Genomic DNA, 21,294 nt, shown 5'->3' with positions numbered 1-21,294 from the left:
GCAGCCTGCGCCCTCGCCCGCCCGGTGGCGGCCACGTCCCAGCGTCAGACCTGGCTCGATACGCGCCCCGCCCGACAGCGAAACTCGCCAGTATGTCCGAGTCGTGCAAAGGTGTGCTGGATTCGATCATGCGCACCAAACGGCGCGGCGGGGGGAGTTCTCGGTGGGGTTCGACGAGGAGCGGGCACTGCTGCGGGCGGGGGCATCCGCAACACCTGATCCGATGACGGAGGCCAGGGCGTCTGCGGCAGCGCGGCTGTCGAAGTTCCGCAGCAGCATCGTGCTGGTCCCGCTGGACGAGCGGGGTGGGCTCTGGACCGCCGCGCTCGGCGGTTTGGACTGGATCTGCGCGTTCTCCGACGAGGAGACCCTGGCTCGGTTCGCCGAGGCGCGGGACGAGGCCGGGCAGGAATGGCCGTACCAGCGGGTGATCGGTGCGCGTCTGCTGGATGAGGTGATATCTGCGCTGGATTTCCCGTGCGGGGTCGCACTGGATGCGGCCGGCCCCGAAGGCACGGTGTTCCCGCCGGTCCGCGGAATCGTTCCTTCGTCCGTGGCTCTCGATGACCGGGGGGCGGCGGCATGAGCGACGACGGAGCGGATCTCGACGCCTCCAAGGCGGCGTTGGCGGAGATCGCGAAGGGCATCACGGACACGTTGGCCGAGCTCGAGGAGCTCGGCATGGTCGGCATGGCCGGAATGGGCCGGGGCTTCTCCGGCCTCGGACTCTCCGCCATGGATACGGGCCACGATGGCCTGACCTCCACACTCGGCGGGTTCTGCACACGCTGGGAATGGGGAGTGCGCTCCCTCGTCCAGCAGGGCAACGGTTTCGCGGAGAAGGTCGGCCTGTCGGCTGGTGTGCTGCACGAGCAGGACCAGTACATCCAGGGCAGTTTCAGAGTGTTCACGAATGCGGCGATGGGCAATCCGTACGCCTCCGAGAAGGACGTCATCGACAAGGACTGGGGTGGGGTCCTCGCCGATAACCCGTATACCCAGATCCGCGACGCGGACTACAGCCCGGAGTCCTTCGACCGGGCCAACGAGAAGAGCAAGGAAGCCTGGAAGGGCGCCGTACGGGACGTGAACAGCTCCGACGTCCTCCTGTCCAACCAGGTCATCGATGCCGTGGGCCTGCGCGACGAGACGGACAAGGCGGTAGAGGGCATCGTCGGCCCCGCACCCGAGGCTCGGGCGGGCGGCGAGCGCTGATGCCGGACTGGGGCAGGGATCTGGAAAAGGGCTGGGACGGCGCCAAGCGGCTGGCCGGCAAGGCCGTCGACAAGGCCACCAACGGCATCGGTGGCGCCCTCGACTCCGTCGGAGCGCACGACTGGGCGGACAAGGTCGAGGACTGGGGCGACGACGTCGCCGCAGAGTTCGGCGCACGCGAGCAGCAGCTCGGCCACAGCGAGCACTCGAACGAGCTCGTCCACGGGAAGCCGTTGGCGATCCGCGCCTCGGCCAAGCACCTCACCGACTTCCAGGCGGCGTTCGACCGGGTCGCCGAAGGCATGAAAGCCCTCGACTCGGGCCACTGGAAGGGCGCCGCAGCGGACGCGTTCCGCGAGAAGTTCGCGATGCATCCCACTGACTGGTTCCATGCCGCCGACGCCTGCCGGGACGCGGGCGGCGCCCTGAGCAGCTACGCGGAGGTGGTCGAGTGGGCCCAGAAGCAGGCCCAGGAAGCCATCGAGCTCTACAAGCAGGGCATGAAGGCGTCGAAAGACGCCGAGAACGCGTACAAGGAGAGGGTCAACGCCTACGAGACCGCCGCGAAGCCCGGTCGTGATCCGGGCCCTTGCCCGGCACCGGGTGGCGACCCGGGCGAGGCAGCCCGCAACCGGGCCCACGACATCCTGAACGAGGCTCGCCGCCAGCGCGACGAAGTCGCCCGCACCGCCGAACACACCCTCACCGCGGCCCTGGAACACGCCCCCGCCGAACCGTCCACGGCACAGCGCGCCCTCGCCGAATTCATCGACTACGAGGGTTCCCAGGCCTTCGAACTCACCCACGTCCTCGGGGGCGCGGTCAAGGGCACGGCCGGCATCCTCAACTTCGTCCGAGGCGTCAACCCCCTCGACCCGTACAACCTCACCCACCCCGCCGAACACCAGCAACACGTCAGCATGACCTTGGCAGGCCTGGTCTCCACGGCCGCCCACCCCGAACGCATCCCCGGCGCCCTCATCGACAGTTTCAAGGACGACCCCAGCGAAGGTTTCGGCCGCCTCCTCCCCGAACTCCTGGGCACGAAGGGCTTCGGCGCCACCCGCACGGTCGCCCGTACCGGCGTCCGCGTCGCCGAGGAAGGGGCGGAGAGCGCGGCACGCAGGGAAGCCGCACGAGCGGCCACCAAGGAAGAACCCCCGGCAGGCTCACCTGGCGAGCCGGATCCGAAATCCGGGGGTGATCCTCTCGAAGGCAACTCCAACAAGTTGCCCCGGTCTGGCGGGGATCGCCCACACCTCATGCGCCAGGATGACGATTTCACCGCCGAATACAACGACCGCGGACAGCGGAAGGCTCATCTGAACGCTGATGGCGACCTGGTTCCAGCCAATCCGGATGGCCAGGCCAGCATCGTTGACCACGTGGTCGGCAGGGACCCGGCAAAGTCGGACAGCCCCTACACCTCGCTCAGCAGCGATGGCGCCGATGCCAAGGCATTCGGGGCCGCAAAGATCAGAATCGATCTACCCCGTCTCGAACAGGACATAACGGCCGGCCGGGTCCAGGGGGTCGTGGTCCATTCTCCGGACGAAGTCCAAGCGGCAATCCAAGCAAGTGCCAACGAAATTGCGGGCCGCCACGTCGATCTCAGCGTTCCACCAGGAAGCTCCAGACCGGTGATCGAGGAGGCAGCCGCCGAACTCGGGCTCAGCAAGACGAAGACAAAGCGCATTGCGCAGCGCATGGTGGACATGATGAACACCCAGCGCGATCAGGAATGGCTCATCAAGGGTATCGTGCCGCGTGATTACATCACCGGACCATAGCAAGACGGGGCAACAGCATGACCCAGTTCGAAGATCTCCTCGGAACGGACTTCGAGGGACGGCACACCGCTGATGTCGATGACGTCATCTATGGGGGGTACGACCACCCCCATCACCGTGCCAGGGTTCCCGGCCTCGTGGATTTGCTCGGCGACACATCCGCCCCTGACCGCGAAAGGTACCTCGCCTGTCTGGCGCTCGTGGCTTGGGGGGAACCTGCGGGATACGAGGCACTCCAGCGGGCAACCCTGTCCTCGCGGTCAGCTCCTTGGTATGACCTCGTGATCGATCGCAAGTTCTCAGTGGACAGCAGCTACGGCCAGTTTTCAGCAGCTGTTGCGGACAGTCGGGAACTCGCCGAGGAAAAGAATTCATCCGCCCTTCGGGTGGAGACTTTCAGGTCACTCATCCGGATTGCCAACCACGAGTATTTCGAGGAGAAGCTGGGCGACTACCTAGAAGAATCAGTCGTGCAGGCTTGTCTTACCGACATCCGTGACGTCATCGTGCAGGGCCTCGGGTCCCTCGGAACAGGTGCCCCTGCGCGGTTCGACCTGGCGACCCAGCTGGTCGACCTGGCGAACTCGGTTGTGACGGTCGATGAGGAGCTTGCCGTGGACCTCATCTGGCAGATCCTCCACGCCTCCCCCACGGAGCGCACCATGGTTCACGCTGTCACTGCGGTGCAGCGGGCCAAGGGGAAGGCAGGACGGGCTCTGGCCGTATACCTGACAACCGTCGGCAACGCGCGCGTGAGGTCCCTGCTCGCCTGACCCACGCCCACACCCACGTTGCGCCGCCGGCTCATTGCATGCGGCCCGCGTCCCGGCGGACCGGTCGGCTCCGGGCCCGCATCGCCCCCACCTCCGCCTCCGGGCTGCATCCCGGGGGCCGATGCCCGTGCGCGGGACGGCCGTTACTGTCGCGGCATGGACACCTCATCAGGGCAGGGGGCCGGGGTGCGGCCGGCATTGCGGTGGAAGGTCGCGGGGCTCTGGACGGGGGCCGGGCTGATCGCCGTCGCCCTCTCCTGCCTCGCACCGCAGCAGGCCCCCCTCGGATACCGGATCTCCGACGTGGGGCCGCTCATCGGCATCCTCGGAGTGGCGACCGCCGCCGTCCTGGTACGGCGGGCACCGCTCCTGACGCTCGGCCTGATGCTCCTCGCCACCTACTTCATGCTCTTCCTGGCCAACGCGCCCGGACTCACGCTCGCCCTGGTGCTGCCCGCCGCGGTCGCGCTCGGCATGGTCGCGGCCACCCGCTCGCGGGCGGCGGCCCTGGCGGCCGTGGGCGTCACCGTCCTGGTGCTGCTGGTGGCGCAGTTCGCCGTGCCCGCGCGCGGGAAGTCGATCCCGCTCGTCCAGAGCCAGCTGCCGATCGTCGTCCTCGCCTGGCTGGTGGGGGACTCGGTGCGGCGCAGCCGCGAGTCCGCCGCGCAGGCACACGCCCGGGCCACCGAGCAGGCCCTCACCGACGAGCGGCTGCGCATCGCCCGCGAGTTGCACGACATGGTCGCCCACAGCATCGGCGTCATCGCCATCCAGGCCGGGGTCGGCAGCAGGGTCATCGAGACGCAGCCCGCGCAGGCCCGCGAGGCGCTCCGGGCCATCGAGGCCACCAGCCGCGAGACCCTCGCCGGGCTGCGCCGCACACTGGTCGCGCTGCGCCGCAGCGAGCCCGCGTCCCTGGCGCCCGCGCCGGGCCTCGACGGCATCGACCGGCTCGCCGCGACCACCGCGAGCGATACGGGCGTACGCGTGGACGTGGTGTGGGCCGGGGAGCGGCGGCCGCTGCCCTCCGACATCGAGCTGGCCGCGTTCCGCATCGTGCAGGAGGCGCTGACCAACGTCGTCCGCCACGCGCACGCCGACGGCTGCCGGGTGGAACTCGCGTACGAGCCGCAGGAGCTGGCCCTGGAGATCACCGACGACGGGCGGGGCATGCCGGAAGGGGACCCGCCCGGCGCCGGATTCGGCATCACGGGCATGCGGGAGCGCGCCGCGCTGCTGAACGGCCGGTTCGAGGCCGGGCCACGGCCCGGGGGCGGATTCCGGGTGGCGGCGGCCCTGCCCCTGGACCGGCCGGAGCGGCCTGGGCAACAAGGCCAACAGGAGCAGCGGGAGCAGCAGGAGCAGCAGGAGCAGGAGCAGCAACTGGCACAGGAAAGGGAGGAGAAGCGATGAGCGGCATCCGCGTCCTGCTCGCCGACGACCAGCCCCTGGTGCGGTCGGGACTGCGCGTCCTGATGGCCGACACCCCGGATCTGGAGGTCGTGGGCGAGGCCGCGAACGGCGCCGAGGCGGTCCGGCTGACCGCCGAGCTCGCCCCCGACGTGGTGGTGATGGACATCCGGATGCCGGAGATGGACGGCATCGAGGCCACCCGCCGGATCGCGGCCGGCCCCGGCACCGCCCGCGTGCTCATCCTGACCACCTTCGACGAGGACGACCACGTGTACGGGGCGCTGCGCGCCGGTGCGAGCGGTTTCGCCGTGAAGGACATGGCCCTGGACGACATCCTCGCGGCGGTCCGCGTGGTCGCGGCGGGCGACGCCCTCATCGCACCGGGCGTCACGCGCCGCCTGATAGCGGACTTCGTCGGGGGCCCGGCGCCCGCCCCGGAGCGCGCCTCGGTGATCACGAGCCGGGAGCAGGAGGTTCTGACGCTGGTGGGGCGCGGCCGGTCGAACAGCGAGATCGCGCAGGACCTGTTCATCACGGTGGCGACGACGAAATCGCACGTGGCGCGCCTGCTGACGAAGCTGGACGCCCGGGACCGGGTGCAACTGGTGATCAAGGCGTACGAGAGGGGGCTGGTCGCGCCGCCCCGGTGAAGGCGGCGCGGTCCAGCGGGTGGCGGCGCACGGTCGTGCACGCCCCGAGCGCGGCACGGTAGCCGCCACCCCACGACCCGCACTCGTCAAGGTCTGCCCTTGGCGTCCCCTCGCGACGAATCGCTCAGTACAAGGGTGATCAACAGTTGACATACCGTCAACACCTCGTTAGAGGTACACGCGCGGTTCCCGCGTCGACCCGCACACTCTGTTCGACCCGTCGGGACCCTCCGGTGCGGGGTCCTCGGGCGTGTCGGCGCGGTCGACCTCGCACCAGATCCGCTTGCCCGCGCCCTCACGCTGCCAGCCCCAGCGATCCGCCAGCCCGTCGACCAGCTCCAGCCCGCGCCCGCCCGTGTCGTCCCCGGCGGCCTGCCGCCGGGCCGGGCCGCGGTCGCTGGCGTCGGCGACCTCGACGCGCACGCCCGGCTCCCCGAACAGCATCCGCAGGACGGCCGGACAACCGGTGTGCACGACCGCGTTGGTGACCAGCTCGGAGATCAGCAAAATCAGCGTCTCGGCGAGCGGTTCGTCCTCCCCTATGCCCGACCCCGCCAGCCGGGACCGCGCCCAGCGGCGGGCGCGGCCCACCTCGGCGGGATCCGGTCCTACCTCCAGCTGAACCTGAAGCACCTGCACCGCTCACACCATCCGAACCGGCGGACACTTCGCCTCGCGACAGGATGGGATCACCGAGTGTGATCCCCTTACGGAGCAGCATGGTTGACACACAGTCACGACAACAAGCGCTTCGGGCATATTCCAGCGCGAAGGAGTAGGCGTGGTGCATACTGTGCGACGCCCACGCCGCTCAACCGCTCGCATTCCCGGGAGCGTACCGGAGCAGGCCCCCGACTCCGGGCCGCAATGAGCCGGGCCAAGGACACAAACCGATATCAACTCTCTGTAATCGGACATGCGTCCCGCGCCGTCCCGACCGTGCCCCGTTCCGTGACAGCGAGCTACAGCGAGTGCTCCGCAGCGGTCAGCAGCTCTGCCGCGAGTACGTCCTCCGCCTCCCCCGCCGTCCGCCACTGCTCGGCCCGCACCCAGGCCCGTTTGAGGTGCAGATGGACATCGGCCTCCCACGTGAAACCCATCCCGCCGTGCACCTGCAGGCAGTCACGGGCATTGCGTACGGCGGCCTCGTCTGCCAGCAGCTTGGCCCCGGCCACCTCCGCCGGGTCCGCCGTCACCGCCGCCGCGTAGACCGCCGTACGCGCCACCTCCGCCCGCACCAGCATCTGCGCGCACAGGTGCTTGACCGCCTGGAACGCCCCGATCGGCTGCCCGAACTGCTCGCGCTCCTGCGCGTACCGCACCGCCAGCTCCACCGTGCGCAGCGCGCTGCCGGCCTGGAGAGCGGCCGTCAGCAGCGCACCCTCGTCGCGGTACACACCGCCGGCGGCGTCCGCGGCGGCCGCCGCCCCCGCCTCCCCGGGCGCGGCCACCCGGTGCAGCGGGGTGAGCGGGTCCGCCGAGCGCACCGGCTCACCCGAAGGGAGCGACGGCGAGCCGAGCACGGCGTCCGCGTCCGCGAGGTGGGCCACCAGCGGCCCGCCCAGGTCGAACGCGGTGACCACCGCGGTCCCGGCCGCCGCCCCCGGGACCGTCCCGGCCGCCAGGTGCGTGGCGACCAGCGGCCCCGGCAGCAGCGCCCGCCCGGCCTCCTCGAAGACGAGGGCCGCCTCGGGCAGCCCGAGCCCGACCCCGCCGTCCGCCTCCGGGAGCCGCAGCGCGAAGAACCCGGCCTCGCCGAGCTCCCGCCACAGACCCCGGTCCAGGGCTCCGCCGGAGTCCACCGAGGCCCGCAGCGCCTCGCGCCCGTACCGCCCCGCCAGCAGGTCCCGTACGCCGGACCGCAGGTCCTGCTGCTCCTCGGTCAGCCGGAAGTCCACGGCCCTCACCGGCCCTTCGGGAGGCCGAGGATCCGCTCGGCGACGATGTTCCGCTGGATCTGCGAGGTGCCCGCCGCGATGGTGTACGAGAGGGACGAGAGCCGGTCCGGCATCCACTCCCCGTCCAGTACGAGGGAGTCCGCGCCCAGCACCTCGGCGGCGGTGTCGTACAGCTCCTGGCGCGCGTGCGAGTAGGCGAGCTTGAAGACGGAGCCGCCGATGCCCGGCACCCCGCCGGATTGCTCGGACTCGCTGACGTTCCACTGGGTGAGCCGCCACAGGGCGCCGAACTCCCCGTACAGCCGCCCGAGCCTGCGCCGCAGCACCGGATCGTCCCAGCGGCCGTTCGCCTTCGCGGTGCGCGCGAGCTCGCCCAGCGTGCGGCGGCAGGCCACGACCTCGCCGACGAAGGCCGTCCCCCGCTCGAAGGAGAGGGTGACCATGGTGACGCGCCAGCCGTCGTTCTCCGCGCCGACCCGGTGGTCGGCCGGGACCCGCACCTCGTCGAGGAACATCTGCGCGAACTCCGTGGACCCGGCGAGGGTGCGCAGCGGCCGGACCGTCACCCCGGGGGCGTCCATCGGCATGGCGAGCCAGGTGATGCCCCGGTGCTTCGGGCAGGCCTCGCTGACGGGCTCCGTCCGCACGAGCAGCTCGCACCAGTCGGCGACCTCCGCGTGCGAGGTCCAGATCTTCGCGCCGGTGATCACGTAGTCGTCGCCGTCGCGCACGGCACGCGTACGCAGCGAGGCCAGGTCGGAGCCCGCGTCGGGCTCGCTGAACCCCTGGCACCACACCTCGTCCCCGCGCAGTACGGGCGGCAGCCAGCGCGCCCGCTGCGCCGCGGTGCCCTCGGCGGCGATGGTCGGGCCGGCGTGCAGCAGCCCGACGAAGTTGGCGCCGACGTACGGGGCGCCGGCGCGCTCGGTCTCCTCCAGGAAGATCAGGTGCTGGGTGGGGGTGGCCCCGCGCCCGCCCGCGTCGACCGGCCAGTGCAGCCCGGCGTACCCGGCGTCGTACAGCCTGCGCTGCCAGCCGGCGTCGTACGCGCGCCGGCCCGGCCAGTCGTCGGGGGACGGCTTGGCGGGCAGCTCGGGCAGCACCTTGGCGAGCCAGGTGCGCAGCCGGGCGCGGAACTCCTGCTCCTCCTCGGTGTGGGCGAGGTCCATCAGGTGAGGTCCAGGCCGAGCATGCGGATGGCGTTGCCGCGCATCAGCTTGTGGACCGTCTCCTCGTCGAGCCCCTTCACGTGGTCGAGGGCGACCTCCTTGGTGTGCGGGAAGGTCGAGTCCACGTGCGGGTAGTCGGTCTCGAAGGTGGCGTTGTCGCGGCCGACGACGTCGAGCGAGGCGATGCCGTGCTTGTCGCGGAAGAAGCAGCAGAACATCTGGCGGTAGTAGTACGTGGACGGCGGCTCGGGGATCAGGTCGCGGACCCCGCCCCAGGCGCGGTGCTCCTGCCAGACGTCGTCGGCGCGCTCCAGGGCGTACGGGATCCAGCCCATCTGGCCCTCGCTGTAGGCGAGCTTGAGGGCCGGGAACGTGACCAGCACCCCGGAGAAGAGGAAGTCCATCATCGAGGCCATGGCGTTGTTGAAGCTGAGCGAGGCCTGGACGGCGGGCGGCGCGTCGGGCGAGGCGGCGGGCATCTGGGAGCTGGACCCGATGTGCATGTTGACGACGGTCCCGGTCTCCTGGCAGACGGCGAAGAAGGGGTCCCAGTACCCGGAGTGGATGGACGGCAGCCCCAGGTAGGTCGGGATCTCGGAGAAGGTCACGGCGCGCACCCCGCGGGCGGCGTTGCGGCGGATCTCGGCGACGGCGAGGTCGATGTCCCAGAGCGGGATGATGCACAGCGGGATCAGCCGGCCGCCGCTGTCGCCGCACCACTCCTCGACCATCCAGTCGTTGTACGCGCGCACGCAGGCGAGGGCGACCTCCTTGTCGTGGGCCTCGGCGAAGGTCTGGCCGCAAAAGCGCGGGAAGGTCGGGAAGCAGAGGGAGGCCTCGACGTGGTTGAGGTCCATGTCGGCGAGGCGCGCCTTGGGGTCCCAGCAGCCGCGCCGCATCTCTTCGCGGGTGATGCCCTCGAGGGTCATGTCGTCGCGGTCGAAGCCGACGGCGGCGATGTTGCGCTTGTACGGGAACTTCAGGTCCTCGTAGATCCACCAGTCGGCCGGCGGTCCGTCGGGGTCCATGGAGATCACGTACTTGCCGCCCGTGTACTCGAGCTCGCCGATGCCCGCGGTGAGCGCCTTGGGCCCGCGGTCGCGGTACTTGGCCGGCAGCCAGACGTCGAAGAGGTGTGCGGGTTCGATGACATGGTCGTCGACGCTGATGATCCGAGGCAGTTCCATGGTGTCCCCTCGCCGCAAGCCGAATGAATCTGATGGATCGTCAGAAACAAGCTAGCTCCGCCACCCCTGGACCGACAAGCGCCGGAGCCCTACGCTCTCCGCTTGATCTGACGCACCGTCAGCCAAGGGGAGGCCTGGGATGTCGGACAGCACGCAAAGCCCGGACGCCACGGGAACCACCAGCGGCAGGGACACCGCGATACGGCTGAGCCGGTCCCGCACCCTGTGGGAGCTGATCGCCTCGCGGGCCGCACTGACCCCCGGCGCCACGGTGCTGATCGAGGCGGCCGACGACCCCGCCGACGACCGGACGCTCACCTTCGCCGAGCTCCGCGACCGCTCCGAGCGGGTCGCGGCGGGCCTGTACGGGAGGGGCGTGCGCCCGGGCACGGTCGTCGCCTGGCAGCTGCCCACCCGGATCGAGACGGTCCTGCTCTCCCTCGCCCTGGCCCGGATCGGGGCCGTCCAGACCCCGGTGATCCCCTTCTACCGGGACCGCGAGGTGGGCTTCGCGCTGCGCGAGTCCAAGGCCGAGTTCTTCGCCGTGCCGGGCGTCTGGCGGGGCTTCGACCACACGGCGATGGCCGAGCGGCTCGGCGCGCGCGGCGTCTTCCGGGTCTACGAGGCCGGCGACCTCCCGGACGGGGACCCCGCCGTGCTCCCGCCGCCGCCCGGCGACGGGGTCTGCGTACGGTGGATCTACTGGACCTCCGGCACCACCTCGGACCCCAAGGGCGTCCTGCACACCGACCGCTCACTGATCGCGGGCGGCTCCTGCCTGGCCCACGCCCTGCACCTGAGCCCGGCCGACGTCGGCTCGATGGCCTTCCCCTTCGCGCACATCGCGGGCCCCGACTACACGGTGATGCTGCTCCTCTACGGGTTCCCGGCGGTGCTGTTCGAGAAGTTCGCGATGCCGGACGCGCTGGCCGGCTACCGGCGCCACGGGGTCACCGTGGCGGGCGGCTCGACGGCCTTCTACTCGATGTTCCTCGCGCACCAGCGCACGGACCCGGACGTTCCGCTCATCCCCACCCTGCGCCTCCTCGCGGGCGGCGGCGCCCCGAAGCCGCCGGAGATCTACCACGCGGTCGTGCGCGAACTGGGCTGCCAGCTGACCCACGGCTACGGCATGACCGAGGTCCCGATGATCACCATGGGCGCCCCGGACGACACACCCGAGCACCTCGCCACGACGGAGGGCCGCCCCCCGGCGGGCATGTCGATCCGCATCACGACCGCGGACGGCGAGGTACTGCCCCCGGAGACGGACGGCGAGGTCCGGCTGCGCGGCGAGGCGGTCTGCCAGGGCTACCTGAACCGGGACCGCCCGGCGGAGGTCTTCGACGCCGACGGCTACCTGATCACCGGCGACCTCGGCCATCTGACGCGAGACGGCTACCTCGTCCTCACGGGCCGCAGCAAGGACGTGATCATCCGCAAGGGCGAGAACATCTCCGCGAAGGAGATCGAGGACCTCCTGCACCTGCTCCCGGGCATCGGCGACGTGGCCGTGATCGGCCTCCCGGACCCGGAGCGCGGCGAACGCGTCTGCGCGGTGGTGGAACAGCCGCCGGGCGCGGCCCCCCTGACCCTGCCGCAGCTGACGGCCCACCTCCGCGCCCAGGGCCTGTCCCCCCACAAACTCCCCGAGCAGCTGGAACTGGTCGACGCCCTCCCCCGCAACGACGCCCTCCGCAAGGTCCTGAAGTACAAACTCCGCGAACGCTTCGCGTAGACCGGCCCCGGTCGGGCCCTGCCGGTCAGGCCGGCCGGTCAGGCCGGGCCCGGTCAGGCCGGCCGGTGTCAGGCCTTGCGGACCGCCGTGCGGCGCACCGGCCGCACGGTGGTCCGGGACGAGCGGGCTACGCGTCCGGGGCCGCGACCCCGCAGTAGCCCGCGAAGGCCGACAGGATCTCGTCCTCCGAGATCCGGCCGTCGCCGTCCCCGTCCAGGGCCGTCGCCACCTGGCCGGCCAGTTCGGCCGGGGTGCCCAGGACGCGCAGGACGCGGGTCGCCGCCGCCGGGGTCGCGCCGCGGCCGTCCTCGTCCGCCACCGCGATCACCGCGCGCAGGAACGGCCGCGCGATCTCCGCGAACCGCTGCGGGTTGTCCCGCAGCCGCTTCGCCGCTCCGGTGATGAACTCCTCGCGGGTCACCCGCTGGTCCCCGTCGACGTCCGCGATCCCGGCCATACCCTGCCAGAACGCCTCCGCACCCGCGAAGACGGCCTGACCCTTGTCCGACCGCGCGGTGGTGCCGAATTCGGCCAGCACCGCCTTCGCGGCCGCGCTGAAGTCCTCCCGATCGATATATCCGTTCCCGTCCTGGTCGAAGGTGGCGAATCGGGCGGCGATCTTGCGCTCGTATTCTGCGCTGTCCATATTCGGCGTTCCGCCTTCACATGTGCGGTGGGGTGCAGTTCAAGACAAGCCAGGAGCGTAAGGCCTACGTGGCCTGCCCGTTAAGTGAAGTCGTCAAGCAGGTGGCCGCATCGAACCCGCGCACGGGGAGCGCGGTGGGGCGCGTACGCCTGTGCCCATGCGTCGCGGCCCGCCCCACGGTGCACACCCCGCAACCCACCTGTCACGGAGGGCACTCTTCCAGGGCCGGCTTCCCCCAAAACGGGCGCGAACACGCCTGTGCCCATTACATTCGTTGCGTCGACACACGGCTGGGGGCAGTTATGCCGAAGGACGTACCACCGCGCTGGGACCGCCGCATGCAGCAGCGCCTCGCCCGCGGCGAGGCCGCCGCGCTCGGAGAGCTGTACGACCGCTTCGCCTCGCTCGTGCACAGCCTGGCGCACCGGGTCCTCGGCGACGAGAAGGCCGCGGACCGGATCACCCGCGAAGTGTTCGGCTACATCTGGGAGAACCCGGACGCGTACGACCCCAAGCAGGGCTCCATGCGGTCCTGGGTCGCCCGGATCACCCAGGGGCAGGCCGTGGCCCGGCTGCGCCAGGCCGAACTGGGCCGCGGCTCGCGCGAGGAGCTCGAGCAGAAGGTGCGCAGCGCCAGCGCCGCCGCCCGCGCGGACTACATCGTCACGTCCATGCCCGCGCCGCTGCGGGCCGCGCTGGAACTCGCGTACTTCAAGCGCCGCGACTACCGGCAGGCCGCCGCCGACCTGCGGATCAGCGAGGACGAGGCCCGGCGCCGGCTACGCCTGGGGCTACAGCTGCTCTCGACCGCCAACGCCCTCCCGCAGGAGGACGCCGCACCGCCCGGATACGGCCCGCCCGGATATGGAACGCCCCGATGAACGGCCCCGCCGACCCGCCCGACGACGGATACGAGGAGCAGCGCCCCGCCGGTCCGCCGCGCATACCGGGTCCGCGCGGGGCCGCCGACGACCTCGACCCGCGGCACGCACCGCAGCCGCTGCCGCTGCCGCCGCGGTCGCATGCCGTGCTGAAGTCCCTGCTCGGCGCGTGGGCGCTCGCGGCGTGCTCCGCCGAGGAGACCCAGGCGGTGGAGGACCACCTGACCGAGTGCGCACCGTGCGCGGAGGAGGCGCTGCGGCTGCGCGACGCGGTGGGTCTACTGCACCCGGAGGAGAGCCTGGACCTCAAGCCGCTGCTGCGGTCGCGGGTGCTGGAGGACTGCCTCGGCAAGCGGCCGGCCCGGATCCCGGTGCCGGTGTGGGCGAACCCGTACGACACGGAGACGGCGCGGCTCGACGCGCTGCTGCGGGACTTCGGCGATTCGGAGTGGCAGACCCCGGTACGGCTGAAGTGGTTCGAGGAGGAGCGGCGGCAGTCGCGCCGGACGACGGTGGCCGGGGTGATCGGGCACCTGCTCACGGTGGACGGGCTGATCGCGGCGGCGCTGGGCCTGGACGACCCGCTGGGCCCGGGGGCGCCGTCGGGCGCGACGGGCCGTACGGAGCACTACTGGAGCTCCGCCGCGCACCCCATCACCCGGCAGATCCGCGAGCCGTGGCGGGAGCAGGGCCACACGCTGGTGCGGACGGTGTCGTTCGCGGGGCGGGGCGTGGGGGAACTGTCGGTGGACTACGGCGCCTTCGCGCTGCCGCTCGGGGACGCGTTCCTCGAGCGGGCCTTCGAGTGCTGGGTGCATGCCTGGGACATCGCGGAGGCGGTGCACTACCCGTACGACCCGCCGTCCGGGCCGCACCTGAACCAGATGATCGACCTGGCGGCGCGGCTGCTGCCGAGCGCGCTGGCCCACCGGCGCCGGGCGGGCCTGGCGGCCCCGGCCCGCGGCCTGGTCGCTGCGGGCGCACCCGGCCGGACCCTGCACCTGGAGATCGAGGGCGCGGGCGGCGGCAGCTGGGACATCGCGCTGGACTCCCCGGCGGCGAAGCCGTCGCCGGAGCACACGGTGGCGCAGATCGCACTGGACGGCGCCGAGTTCTGCCAGCTGGCCGCGGGCCACATCTCCCCGGAGGAGGCGGCCGTGGGCCAGCACGGCGACCGCGAGGCCATCCGCGACGTCCTCTTCGCGGCAGCCTCCCTCAGCCGCCTCTAATGCTGTGACCGGCAAGGTTTGCCGGTCACAGCACTGGGCTCCGCCGGGTTAGGCGAAGACGACGGTGCGGTGGCCGTTCAGGAGCACGCGGTGCTCGCTGTGCCACTTCACCGCCCGCGCCAGCGCCTGGCATTCCACGTCGCGCCCGATCGCCACCAGCTGGTCCGGCGTCACCTCGTGGCCCACCCGCTCGACCTCCTGCTCGATGATCGGCCCCTCGTCCAGGTCGGCCGTCACATAGTGCGCGGTGGCACCGATCAGCTTCACGCCGCGCGCGTGCGCCTGGTGGTACGGCTTCGCGCCCTTGAAGCTCGGCAGGAAGGAGTGGTGGATGTTGATGATCCGACCGCTCAGCTCCTTGCACAGGGTGTCCGACAGCACCTGCATGTACCGGGCCAGGACGACGAGCTCCACGTTCTCGGCGCGCACCAGTTCCAGGACCTGCGCCTCCGCCTGTGCCTTCGTGTCCTTCGTCACCGGGATGTGGTGGAAGGGGATGCCGTACGAGCGGACCAGGTCGGCGAAGTCGGTGTGGTTCGAGACCACGGCCGCGATCTCGACCGGCAGCGCGCCGATGCTCGTACGGAACAGCAGGTCGTTCAGGCAGTGGCCGAACTTCGACACCATCAGCACGATCCGCATGCGGTCGTCGGAGCGGTGGAGCTGCCAGTCCATCCGGAACGAGTCCCCGATCGCGGCGAAGCTGGCGCGCAGCTTGTCCAGCGTCACCGGAGCATCGGCCGAGAAGTGGACCCGCATGAAGAAGAGGCCGGTGTCGTGGTCGCCGAACTGCCGGCTGTCCTCGATGTTGCATCCGGTCATGAACAGGTAACTGGACACGGCATGCACGATGCCCTGCTTGTCCGGGCAGGACAGGGTAAGTACGTACTGCTGGGGGGCCTGAGGCTGCGGGTCGTCGCTCATGACCCCACAGCCTTTCACACCGCGCGGGTCAGGATCCTCAGCACTTCCAGCGACCGCGGCCGGGCGTCCGGTTCGTCCCCGTCCGCGGTCGCGAGCCGTACGTGCGCCTCGCGCGCGGCCCGTACGGCCTCGGGCCAGGCATGGTGCTCCAGGTAGGCGGAGACGGGGGCGTCGGGCCCGACCTGGTGCAGGATCCGCAGCACCCGCAGCACCGCGAGGTCCACGAGCGTGGCCTCCTGGGAGTCGCGGAAGATCGTGCCGACGTATTTCTCGGCGGACCAGCTGTCGAGCCAGGTGTCCTCGACGAGCCGGTACACGGCGTCGGTGACGTCCCCGTACCCCTCGGCGCCGGCGAGCCAGGTCTCCTCGTGGAAGACCGGGTCGGAGAGCATGTGAAGCGCCGAGCGCACATTGCTGCGCCAGCGCCACCACGGCATGTCGTTCAAGGGCATGCCGCCCATGGTGGAGGAGCGGCCGCCGCGGCGGGAAGAGTTCTTCGAACCTTGGGCGAATGTCACGCTTTCGATCGTACGTTCACGACTTGCGCGATCTTGAAGCGCCTGTGCGCAACCATTCGCAATCATCCCCCGTAATTCACCTTTGCGTCACCGACTGTTGTGTCCATCTCACTCTCCAGTTACCCACAGGGCGGAAGTGTGCATGGACATGACCGATTGGCGACGCACGGCACCTTTCTCCCGCACTCTGGTGGCAACGGCGATGGGCGCGTGTCTCGTCGTCGGATGCGGAGTGCTCCCCGGAGGCCCGGGGGGCTCCGGGGACACCATCACGGTCATGACCTTCGCACCGCAGGACACCAAGGCGACCAACATGCCCGGAATGCCCGGCATGGCCAAGGCCTATGAGGCGTGGGTCAACTCCAAGGGCGGCATCAACGGTCACAAACTGCGCGTACTGACCTGCAACGAGAAGAACACCCCGAACGGCGCCGCCGACTGCGCCCGCAAGGCCATCGCCGAGAAGGCCGTCGCGGTCGTCGGCTCGTACAGCCAGCACGGACGCGCCTTCATGGCCCCGCTGGAGGCCGAGGGCATCCCCTTCATCGGCGGGTACGGGGTCTCCTCCGAGGAGTTCCAGAGCCCCTTCTCCTACCCCGTCAACGGCGGCCAGCCCGTGCTCCTCGCCGGTGCCGGGCACCAGTTGGGCCGGGCCTGCAGCCAGGTGGCCATCGTCCGCCCGGACACCCTCGCGGGCGACTCCATGCCGATCCTGCTCAACGCCGGGCTGAGGGCCAACAAAGCACCCGAGGCCAACGACATCCGGGCCGCCGAGGACTCCGCGGACTACCAGCCGCAGGCCCGCGAGGCGCTCGCCGACTCCTCCGGCGGCAGGGAGAAGGGCTGCGTCACGGCCGTCCTCGGCGAGCGCACGGAGACCTTCTTCGACGCCTTCCGCCGGGTCGACGACAAGCACAAGAACCCGCAGATCTCCTCGGTCCTCGGCAGTGTCAGCCAGGCCGTGGTCGACCGCACCGGCGGCAAGGAGAGCCCCTTCGAGGGCGCCTACCTCACCAGCTGGTACCCGGTGTCGACCGATCCGCTGTGGGAGCAGATGCGGAAGGTGATCTCCGAGCACGCCTTCGGCAACGACGCCGTGGACCCGGACGACAGCGGGACGCAGACCACCTGGATCGCGTACACCGTGCTCAGCGAGACCCTGAAGCGGTTCAAGTCCGGCGACGACGTCACGGCGCGCAAGGTGGCGCGCGCGCTGAACCAGTCGGAGCCCGTGAAGACCGGCGGGCTGACCCCGGACCTGAGCTGGCGCTACAAGGACATGCGCGCCGTCGCCGGCTTCCCGCGCATGGTGAACGGACGGGTCACCTTCCAGCTCGTCCAGGCGGGCCGGCTCGTGGCCCAGCAGGGCGAGCAGTCGATGGACATGACCCAGACCCTGGAACAGGCGCCCCGCGCGGCGTAGCCGCTCTGCTCCCGGCTACAGCTGGGACTTGTCCCGCTTGGTGAGGCTGTACTTGGCCGCGATCGCGTTCCACAGGGTCGCGGCCGACTCCTTCGACCTCGTCGCCTCGCCGCTCGCCCTGTTGCCCTCGGCGGCGTTGCCGGTGTTCTTGGCCTGCCCGTCCTTGCAGCCCTTCTTGTCACCGGCGGTGTCGTCCGCCCAGGCCGCGTAGCTGTTGTCGGCGGCCGCGGAGGACTGCCAGGCCTTGGTGAGCGAGGCGGAAAGCTTCGCGTTGTCGGGGAGCTGGTCCAGTTTCAGGTCCTGGAGGCGGGTGACGAGCTGCTCGCGCTGGCGGGCCGCGTCGCGCAGGTCGTTCGCCGCCTGGCCGAGGTTGCGGCAGCCCTTGATGTCGTCGACGGCCTTGATCACCGAAGCACGGCTGTCGTTGCTGTCCGCGAGGACCTTGTCCAGCTGGACGGCCTGGGAACGGGCCGGGTCCACGGGCGCTTCGCCGGGCGCCGCGGCCGAACTGCCGGCGCTGGGGGTGGCGGCCGCCGCAGCGGGGTCGTTGTTCTGCGCCGTGCCGTCGCTGAGCAGCGCGCCGACGCCGAGTCCGACGACGGCCAGGCCGATGACGACGGCGACGATCACGCCGGGCGGCACGCGCCGGGACGCCTCCGGCGGGGGCGGGGGCGGTGCGTACTGCGGCTGCTGCTGGAACTGCTGGGGCTGGGCCTGCGCCTGGGGCGGTACGGGCCCCTGCCCGCGCGGCGGATAACCCCGCGGCGGCGGCTGCCGCAACACCGGCTCCTGAACGGGCGGCAGGTGCTGGGTGTGCCCGGCGTCGGCGCCGTCCCCGCGGAACAGCGCGTCGAACTCGTCGGTGACGGGCGGTATGTACTGCGTGGCGGCCTCGTCGTGCACGGGCGCGGGCGCACCCGGGACCGGCGAAATGTACTGCGTCGCCGCCTCATGCACGGGCGCGGGCGCACCCGGGACGGGCGGTATGTACTGCGTCGCCGCCTCACCGTGCGCAGGCGCGGCCGCACCCGGGACCGGCGAAATGTACTGCGTCGCCGCCTCATGCACGGGCGCGGGCGCACCCGGGACGGGCGGTATGTACTGCGTCGCCGCCTCACCGTGCGCAGGCGCGGCCGCACCCGGGACCGGCGAAATGTACTGCGTCGCCGCCTCATGCACGGGCGCGGGCGCAGGCGCGGCCGGGACCGGCGAAATGTACTGCGTCGCCGCCTCGGGCAGCGGCGGATACCCGTACCCGTGCGGCTCCCCCGGGCCCTCGTAGCCGGGCCCCACCACGTGCCCGGGCGCCGGATGGCCCGGCACGGGCGGGTAGCCGTACGCAGGCTGACCCGGCTGCTGCGGGGGTTGCGGGTACGCCGGGTCGGGGCCCCACGGCGCACCGGCCTGCGGGGCCGCCTGCTGGCCGCCGCCCTGTCCGCTCTCCGTCACCGGGACTCCTTCGCCGACTACTCCGAACTTACGGAACCGTCGGCTCACGCTACCCGGTCACCCCCCGTCCCCGTCAGGCCCGCTGGATTCCCCGCCGCCGTCCCGTCACGCCACCACCTCCAGGCGGGCCGTGAATTCGCGGACCGCCGGCTCGTCGCGGTAGGGGGCGAGACGCGTCCGGAAGTCGTCCAGGTACTCCGCGCCCCGGTTCGAGCGGAGCCCCGACAGCAGGTCCGCCGCCTTCGCGGCCGTCTGGCAGGCCTGCTCCACCTCCCGCTGCTGCACCTGCGCCGACGCCAGCAGCAGCAGCCCGATCGCCCGGCGCCGCGCCTTGCCCGCCGGGAGGCCCCGCAGCGCCTCCTCCGCCTGCCTGGCCGCGGCTTCCGCCTGGCCCAGGTCCCGGTGGCAGTGCGCCAGCTCGTCCGCGAGGTACGCCGCGTCGAAGTGCCGGATCCAGACCGGGTCGTCGCCCGACTCCGGCTCCGCCCGCTCCAGCGCGGTCACCGCCCGCGAGGACAGCACCGCCGTCGCCCGGGTGTCGCCCAGCAGGGCGTGCCCGCGCGCCTCGGCGGCGTAGAACATCGCCTCCACCCGCGGCGTGACCTGCCCGCGGGTCCCCTCCTGCGCGGCCCGCGCGAGCTGCGCGATCTCCCGTGGATTGCCCAGTTCCGCCGCGAGGTGGCTCATCGACGCCGCGAGCACGTAGCCCCCGTACGCCCGGTCCCCCGCCGCCTGCGCCAGCCGTAGCGCCTGGATGTAGTAGCGCTGCGCCAGGCCCGGCTGCCCGGTGTCCACCGCCATGTAGCCGGCCAGCTCCGTCAGCCGGGCCACCGCCGCGAACAGCGACCGCCCGACCGGCTCCCGGTACGAGCCCCCGATCAGTCCGGAGACCACGGAGTTGAGGTAGTGCACGACGACGGGCCGCACGTGCCCGCTGCCGAAGCGGTGGTCGAGGTCCTTGAGGGCCTCGGTGGTCGCCCGTACCGCCTCCACGTCCGGCATCCCGACGCGCGAGCCGCCGGTGCGCGCCACCTGCGCGTCGGCGCCGGTGATGAGCCAGTCGCGGCTCGGTTCGACGAGCGCCGAGGCGGCCACGCTCGACCCGGAGAGGAAGTCGCGGCGGCCGACGTCGCTCCGCCACAGCTCGCTGACCTGCTCGATGGCGCCGATGACCGTCGGGGAGAACTGCAGGCCGATGCCGGAGGCGAGGTTCTTGCCGTTGGCCATGCCGATCTCGTCGATGGTGACCGTCCGGCCGAGTTTTCGCCCCAGCGCCTCGGCGATGATGCCGGGCGCCCGGCCGCGCGGCTGCTGGCCGCGCAGCCAGCGGGCCACGGAGGTCTTGTCGTAGCGGAGATCGAGGCCGTGCTCGGCCCCGCACATGTTGACGCGCCGGGCGAGCCCGGCGTTCGAGCACCCGGCTTCCTGGATGAGCGCCTGTAGCCGTTCATTCGGCTGGCGCGCGACGAGAGGCCTGGCTGCCATGAAAACCCCCAGTAGCCGCGGGTGAATCGTTGGAATGATCACTTCCCGCCTGATGTGCGGAGAATCATCCGCTCTGCGTCGTGTCGCTACCCAACTCCGGCGCCCCGACCTCCTACGCGCCCCCATACGTGCATCAGTGCGCCCCGTATGCAGGATCGATGCTCCGCCCACCGGCCGGTTTACCCCCGTAACCCGAGGTGACCCCGAGAGTTGAGATGGGCGTGGAAGAGACCATCGGAGTCACGGAGACCGCATCCATCCCCAAGCAGCGCGGCGAGCAGCTGCTGGACCATGCCGTGCGGTACGCGGAAGAACGGCACTGGGATGTCTTCGCCGGCACCTGGCTGGAGTCCGCGGACGGGCGGGAGCTGTGCTCCTGCGGGGCACAGGACTGCCCGGCGCCGGGCGCGCACGCCACGGTGAAGGACTGGGCGGCGCTGGCCACGGGCAGCGCCGTCCAGGTGCGGCGGATCTGGGCGAAGCGCCCCGAGGCCTCGATCCTGCTGCCGACGGGCCGGACGTTCGACGCGCTGGACGTGCCGGACTCGGCCGGGTTCCTGGCGCTGGCGCGGCTGGAGCGGATGGAGCGCACCCTGGGGCCGGTCGCCCTCACTCCCGACCACCGGATGCTGTTCTTCGTCCTGCCGGGTGCCGGGGCGAAGGTGCCCGACCTGGTACGCAAGCTCGGCTGGTCGCCGGAGTCGATCGACCTGGTCGCGCGGGGCGAGGGCGAGTACGTACCCGCCCCGCCCACCCGCTTCGGCGGCCGGGGCGCGGTCCAGTGGGCGCGCCGGCCCACCCCGGCCAACCGGTGGCTGCCGGACACGGAAGAGCTGATCGCCGCGCTGGCGTACGCCTGCGGGCGCGAGGTCGCCGCGGACCGGGACCGCCGCAGCTCCTGACCTG

Annotated in this window: 20 protein-coding genes; 11 read left to right on the top strand and 9 right to left on the bottom strand. The window is 71.5% G+C overall.

Features of this window, described 5'->3' with window-relative positions; genetic code table 11:
* The first annotated feature begins 163 nt into the window (after positions 1-163).
* The 6 genes from AB0I68_RS34750 (at position 164) to AB0I68_RS34725 (ending at position 5,841) form a co-directional block, all read left to right on the top strand.
* Positions 164-586, top strand: a complete 423-nt coding sequence (locus AB0I68_RS34750; protein WP_363181392.1) for an SseB family protein — start codon at positions 164-166, stop codon at positions 584-586.
* A complete protein-coding gene (locus tag AB0I68_RS34745; protein ID WP_363181391.1) occupies positions 583-1,215 on the top strand; it encodes a hypothetical protein in 633 nt (210 codons plus the stop codon). The genes AB0I68_RS34750 and AB0I68_RS34745 overlap by 4 nt, the downstream gene beginning before the upstream one ends.
* Positions 1,215-3,005, top strand: coding sequence for a putative T7SS-secreted protein (locus AB0I68_RS34740; RefSeq protein WP_363181390.1), 1,791 nt, complete (start codon positions 1,215-1,217; stop codon positions 3,003-3,005). The genes AB0I68_RS34745 and AB0I68_RS34740 overlap by 1 nt, the downstream gene beginning before the upstream one ends.
* Before the next feature lie 17 nt (positions 3,006-3,022).
* Entirely contained in the window at positions 3,023-3,778 is a 756-nt protein-coding gene (locus AB0I68_RS34735) for a hypothetical protein (RefSeq protein ID WP_363181389.1), read from the top strand.
* Between the two features lie 156 nt (positions 3,779-3,934).
* The gene (locus AB0I68_RS34730; protein ID WP_363181388.1) at positions 3,935-5,191 is read left to right on the top strand and encodes a sensor histidine kinase; all 1,257 of its coding nucleotides are present in this window, start codon (positions 3,935-3,937) and stop codon (positions 5,189-5,191) included.
* Positions 5,188-5,841, top strand: a complete 654-nt coding sequence (locus AB0I68_RS34725) for a response regulator transcription factor (protein ID WP_363181387.1) — start codon at positions 5,188-5,190, stop codon at positions 5,839-5,841. The genes AB0I68_RS34730 and AB0I68_RS34725 overlap by 4 nt, the downstream gene beginning before the upstream one ends.
* A gap of 168 nt (positions 5,842-6,009) precedes the next feature.
* Here AB0I68_RS34725 and AB0I68_RS34720 read toward each other — a convergent pair whose 3' ends face one another.
* The 4 genes from AB0I68_RS34720 to AB0I68_RS34705 all read right to left on the bottom strand — a co-directional run bounded on the left by AB0I68_RS34720 (position 6,010) and on the right by AB0I68_RS34705 (position 10,095).
* Complete coding sequence (locus AB0I68_RS34720; RefSeq protein WP_363181386.1) at positions 6,010-6,480, bottom strand: ATP-binding protein; 471 nt, start codon at positions 6,478-6,480, stop codon at positions 6,010-6,012.
* A 323-nt stretch (positions 6,481-6,803) separates the two neighbouring features.
* Positions 6,804-7,739 carry an acyl-CoA dehydrogenase family protein gene (locus AB0I68_RS34715; protein ID WP_363181385.1) on the bottom strand — a complete coding sequence of 312 codons (936 nt, stop codon included), beginning with the start codon at positions 7,737-7,739 and terminating at the stop codon, positions 6,804-6,806.
* A 5-nt stretch (positions 7,740-7,744) separates the two neighbouring features.
* Positions 7,745-8,908, bottom strand: a complete 1,164-nt coding sequence (locus AB0I68_RS34710; RefSeq protein ID WP_363181384.1) for an acyl-CoA dehydrogenase — start codon at positions 8,906-8,908, stop codon at positions 7,745-7,747.
* Positions 8,908-10,095, bottom strand: a complete 1,188-nt coding sequence (locus tag AB0I68_RS34705) for an amidohydrolase family protein (RefSeq protein ID WP_363181383.1) — start codon at positions 10,093-10,095, stop codon at positions 8,908-8,910. Before AB0I68_RS34705 ends, AB0I68_RS34710 begins: the two co-directional genes overlap by 1 nt.
* Before the next feature lie 139 nt (positions 10,096-10,234).
* Between AB0I68_RS34705 and AB0I68_RS34700 the strand changes: the two genes are divergently transcribed.
* Positions 10,235-11,833 carry an AMP-binding protein gene (locus AB0I68_RS34700; protein ID WP_363181382.1) on the top strand — a complete coding sequence of 533 codons (1,599 nt, stop codon included), beginning with the start codon at positions 10,235-10,237 and terminating at the stop codon, positions 11,831-11,833.
* Positions 11,834-11,960: 127 nt separating this feature from the next.
* Here the strand turns inward: AB0I68_RS34700 and AB0I68_RS34695 are convergent, their stop codons facing one another.
* The gene (locus AB0I68_RS34695) at positions 11,961-12,479 is read right to left on the bottom strand and encodes an EF-hand domain-containing protein (protein WP_363181381.1); all 519 of its coding nucleotides are present in this window, start codon (positions 12,477-12,479) and stop codon (positions 11,961-11,963) included.
* 302 nt (positions 12,480-12,781) lie between these two features.
* Between AB0I68_RS34695 and AB0I68_RS34690 the strand changes: the two genes are divergently transcribed.
* Together AB0I68_RS34690 and AB0I68_RS34685 are read left to right on the top strand one after the other, a co-directional pair.
* Positions 12,782-13,360, top strand: coding sequence for a sigma factor (locus AB0I68_RS34690; protein ID WP_363181380.1), 579 nt, complete (start codon positions 12,782-12,784; stop codon positions 13,358-13,360).
* On the top strand, positions 13,357-14,589 hold the full coding sequence (locus AB0I68_RS34685) for a zf-HC2 domain-containing protein (RefSeq protein WP_363181379.1): 1,233 nt from the start codon (positions 13,357-13,359) through the stop codon (positions 14,587-14,589). The genes AB0I68_RS34690 and AB0I68_RS34685 overlap by 4 nt, the downstream gene beginning before the upstream one ends.
* Positions 14,590-14,637: 48 nt before the next feature.
* On the opposite strand, the gene purU is transcribed toward AB0I68_RS34685, so the two are convergent.
* Both purU and AB0I68_RS34675 read right to left on the bottom strand, forming a co-directional pair.
* A complete protein-coding gene (gene purU, locus AB0I68_RS34680) occupies positions 14,638-15,513 on the bottom strand; it encodes a formyltetrahydrofolate deformylase (protein WP_363181378.1) in 876 nt (291 codons plus the stop codon).
* A 14-nt stretch (positions 15,514-15,527) separates the two neighbouring features.
* On the bottom strand, positions 15,528-15,974 hold the full coding sequence (locus tag AB0I68_RS34675; RefSeq protein ID WP_363181399.1) for a hypothetical protein: 447 nt from the start codon (positions 15,972-15,974) through the stop codon (positions 15,528-15,530).
* Positions 15,975-16,179: 205 nt separating this feature from the next.
* Between AB0I68_RS34675 and AB0I68_RS34670 the strand changes: the two genes are divergently transcribed.
* Complete coding sequence (locus AB0I68_RS34670; RefSeq protein WP_363181398.1) at positions 16,180-17,454, top strand: ABC transporter substrate-binding protein; 1,275 nt, start codon at positions 16,180-16,182, stop codon at positions 17,452-17,454.
* A 15-nt stretch (positions 17,455-17,469) separates the two neighbouring features.
* Here the strand turns inward: AB0I68_RS34670 and AB0I68_RS34665 are convergent, their stop codons facing one another.
* Positions 17,470-18,903 carry a hypothetical protein gene (locus AB0I68_RS34665; protein WP_363181377.1) on the bottom strand — a complete coding sequence of 478 codons (1,434 nt, stop codon included), beginning with the start codon at positions 18,901-18,903 and terminating at the stop codon, positions 17,470-17,472.
* A 105-nt stretch (positions 18,904-19,008) separates the two neighbouring features.
* Complete coding sequence (locus AB0I68_RS34660; RefSeq protein WP_363181376.1) at positions 19,009-20,388, bottom strand: transcriptional regulator; 1,380 nt, start codon at positions 20,386-20,388, stop codon at positions 19,009-19,011.
* A 215-nt stretch (positions 20,389-20,603) separates the two neighbouring features.
* Between AB0I68_RS34660 and AB0I68_RS34655 the strand changes: the two genes are divergently transcribed.
* Complete coding sequence (locus AB0I68_RS34655; protein WP_363181375.1) at positions 20,604-21,290, top strand: bifunctional DNA primase/polymerase; 687 nt, start codon at positions 20,604-20,606, stop codon at positions 21,288-21,290.
* Positions 21,291-21,294 lie beyond the last annotated feature (4 nt).

Origin of the sequence: Streptomyces sp. NPDC050448 (assembly GCF_040655295.1) — a bacterium.
Lineage (GTDB): Bacteria > Actinomycetota > Actinomycetes > Streptomycetales > Streptomycetaceae > Streptomyces.
The sequence above is the reverse complement of the archived record's forward strand: the minus strand, read 5'-3'. Positions and strand labels throughout refer to the sequence as shown.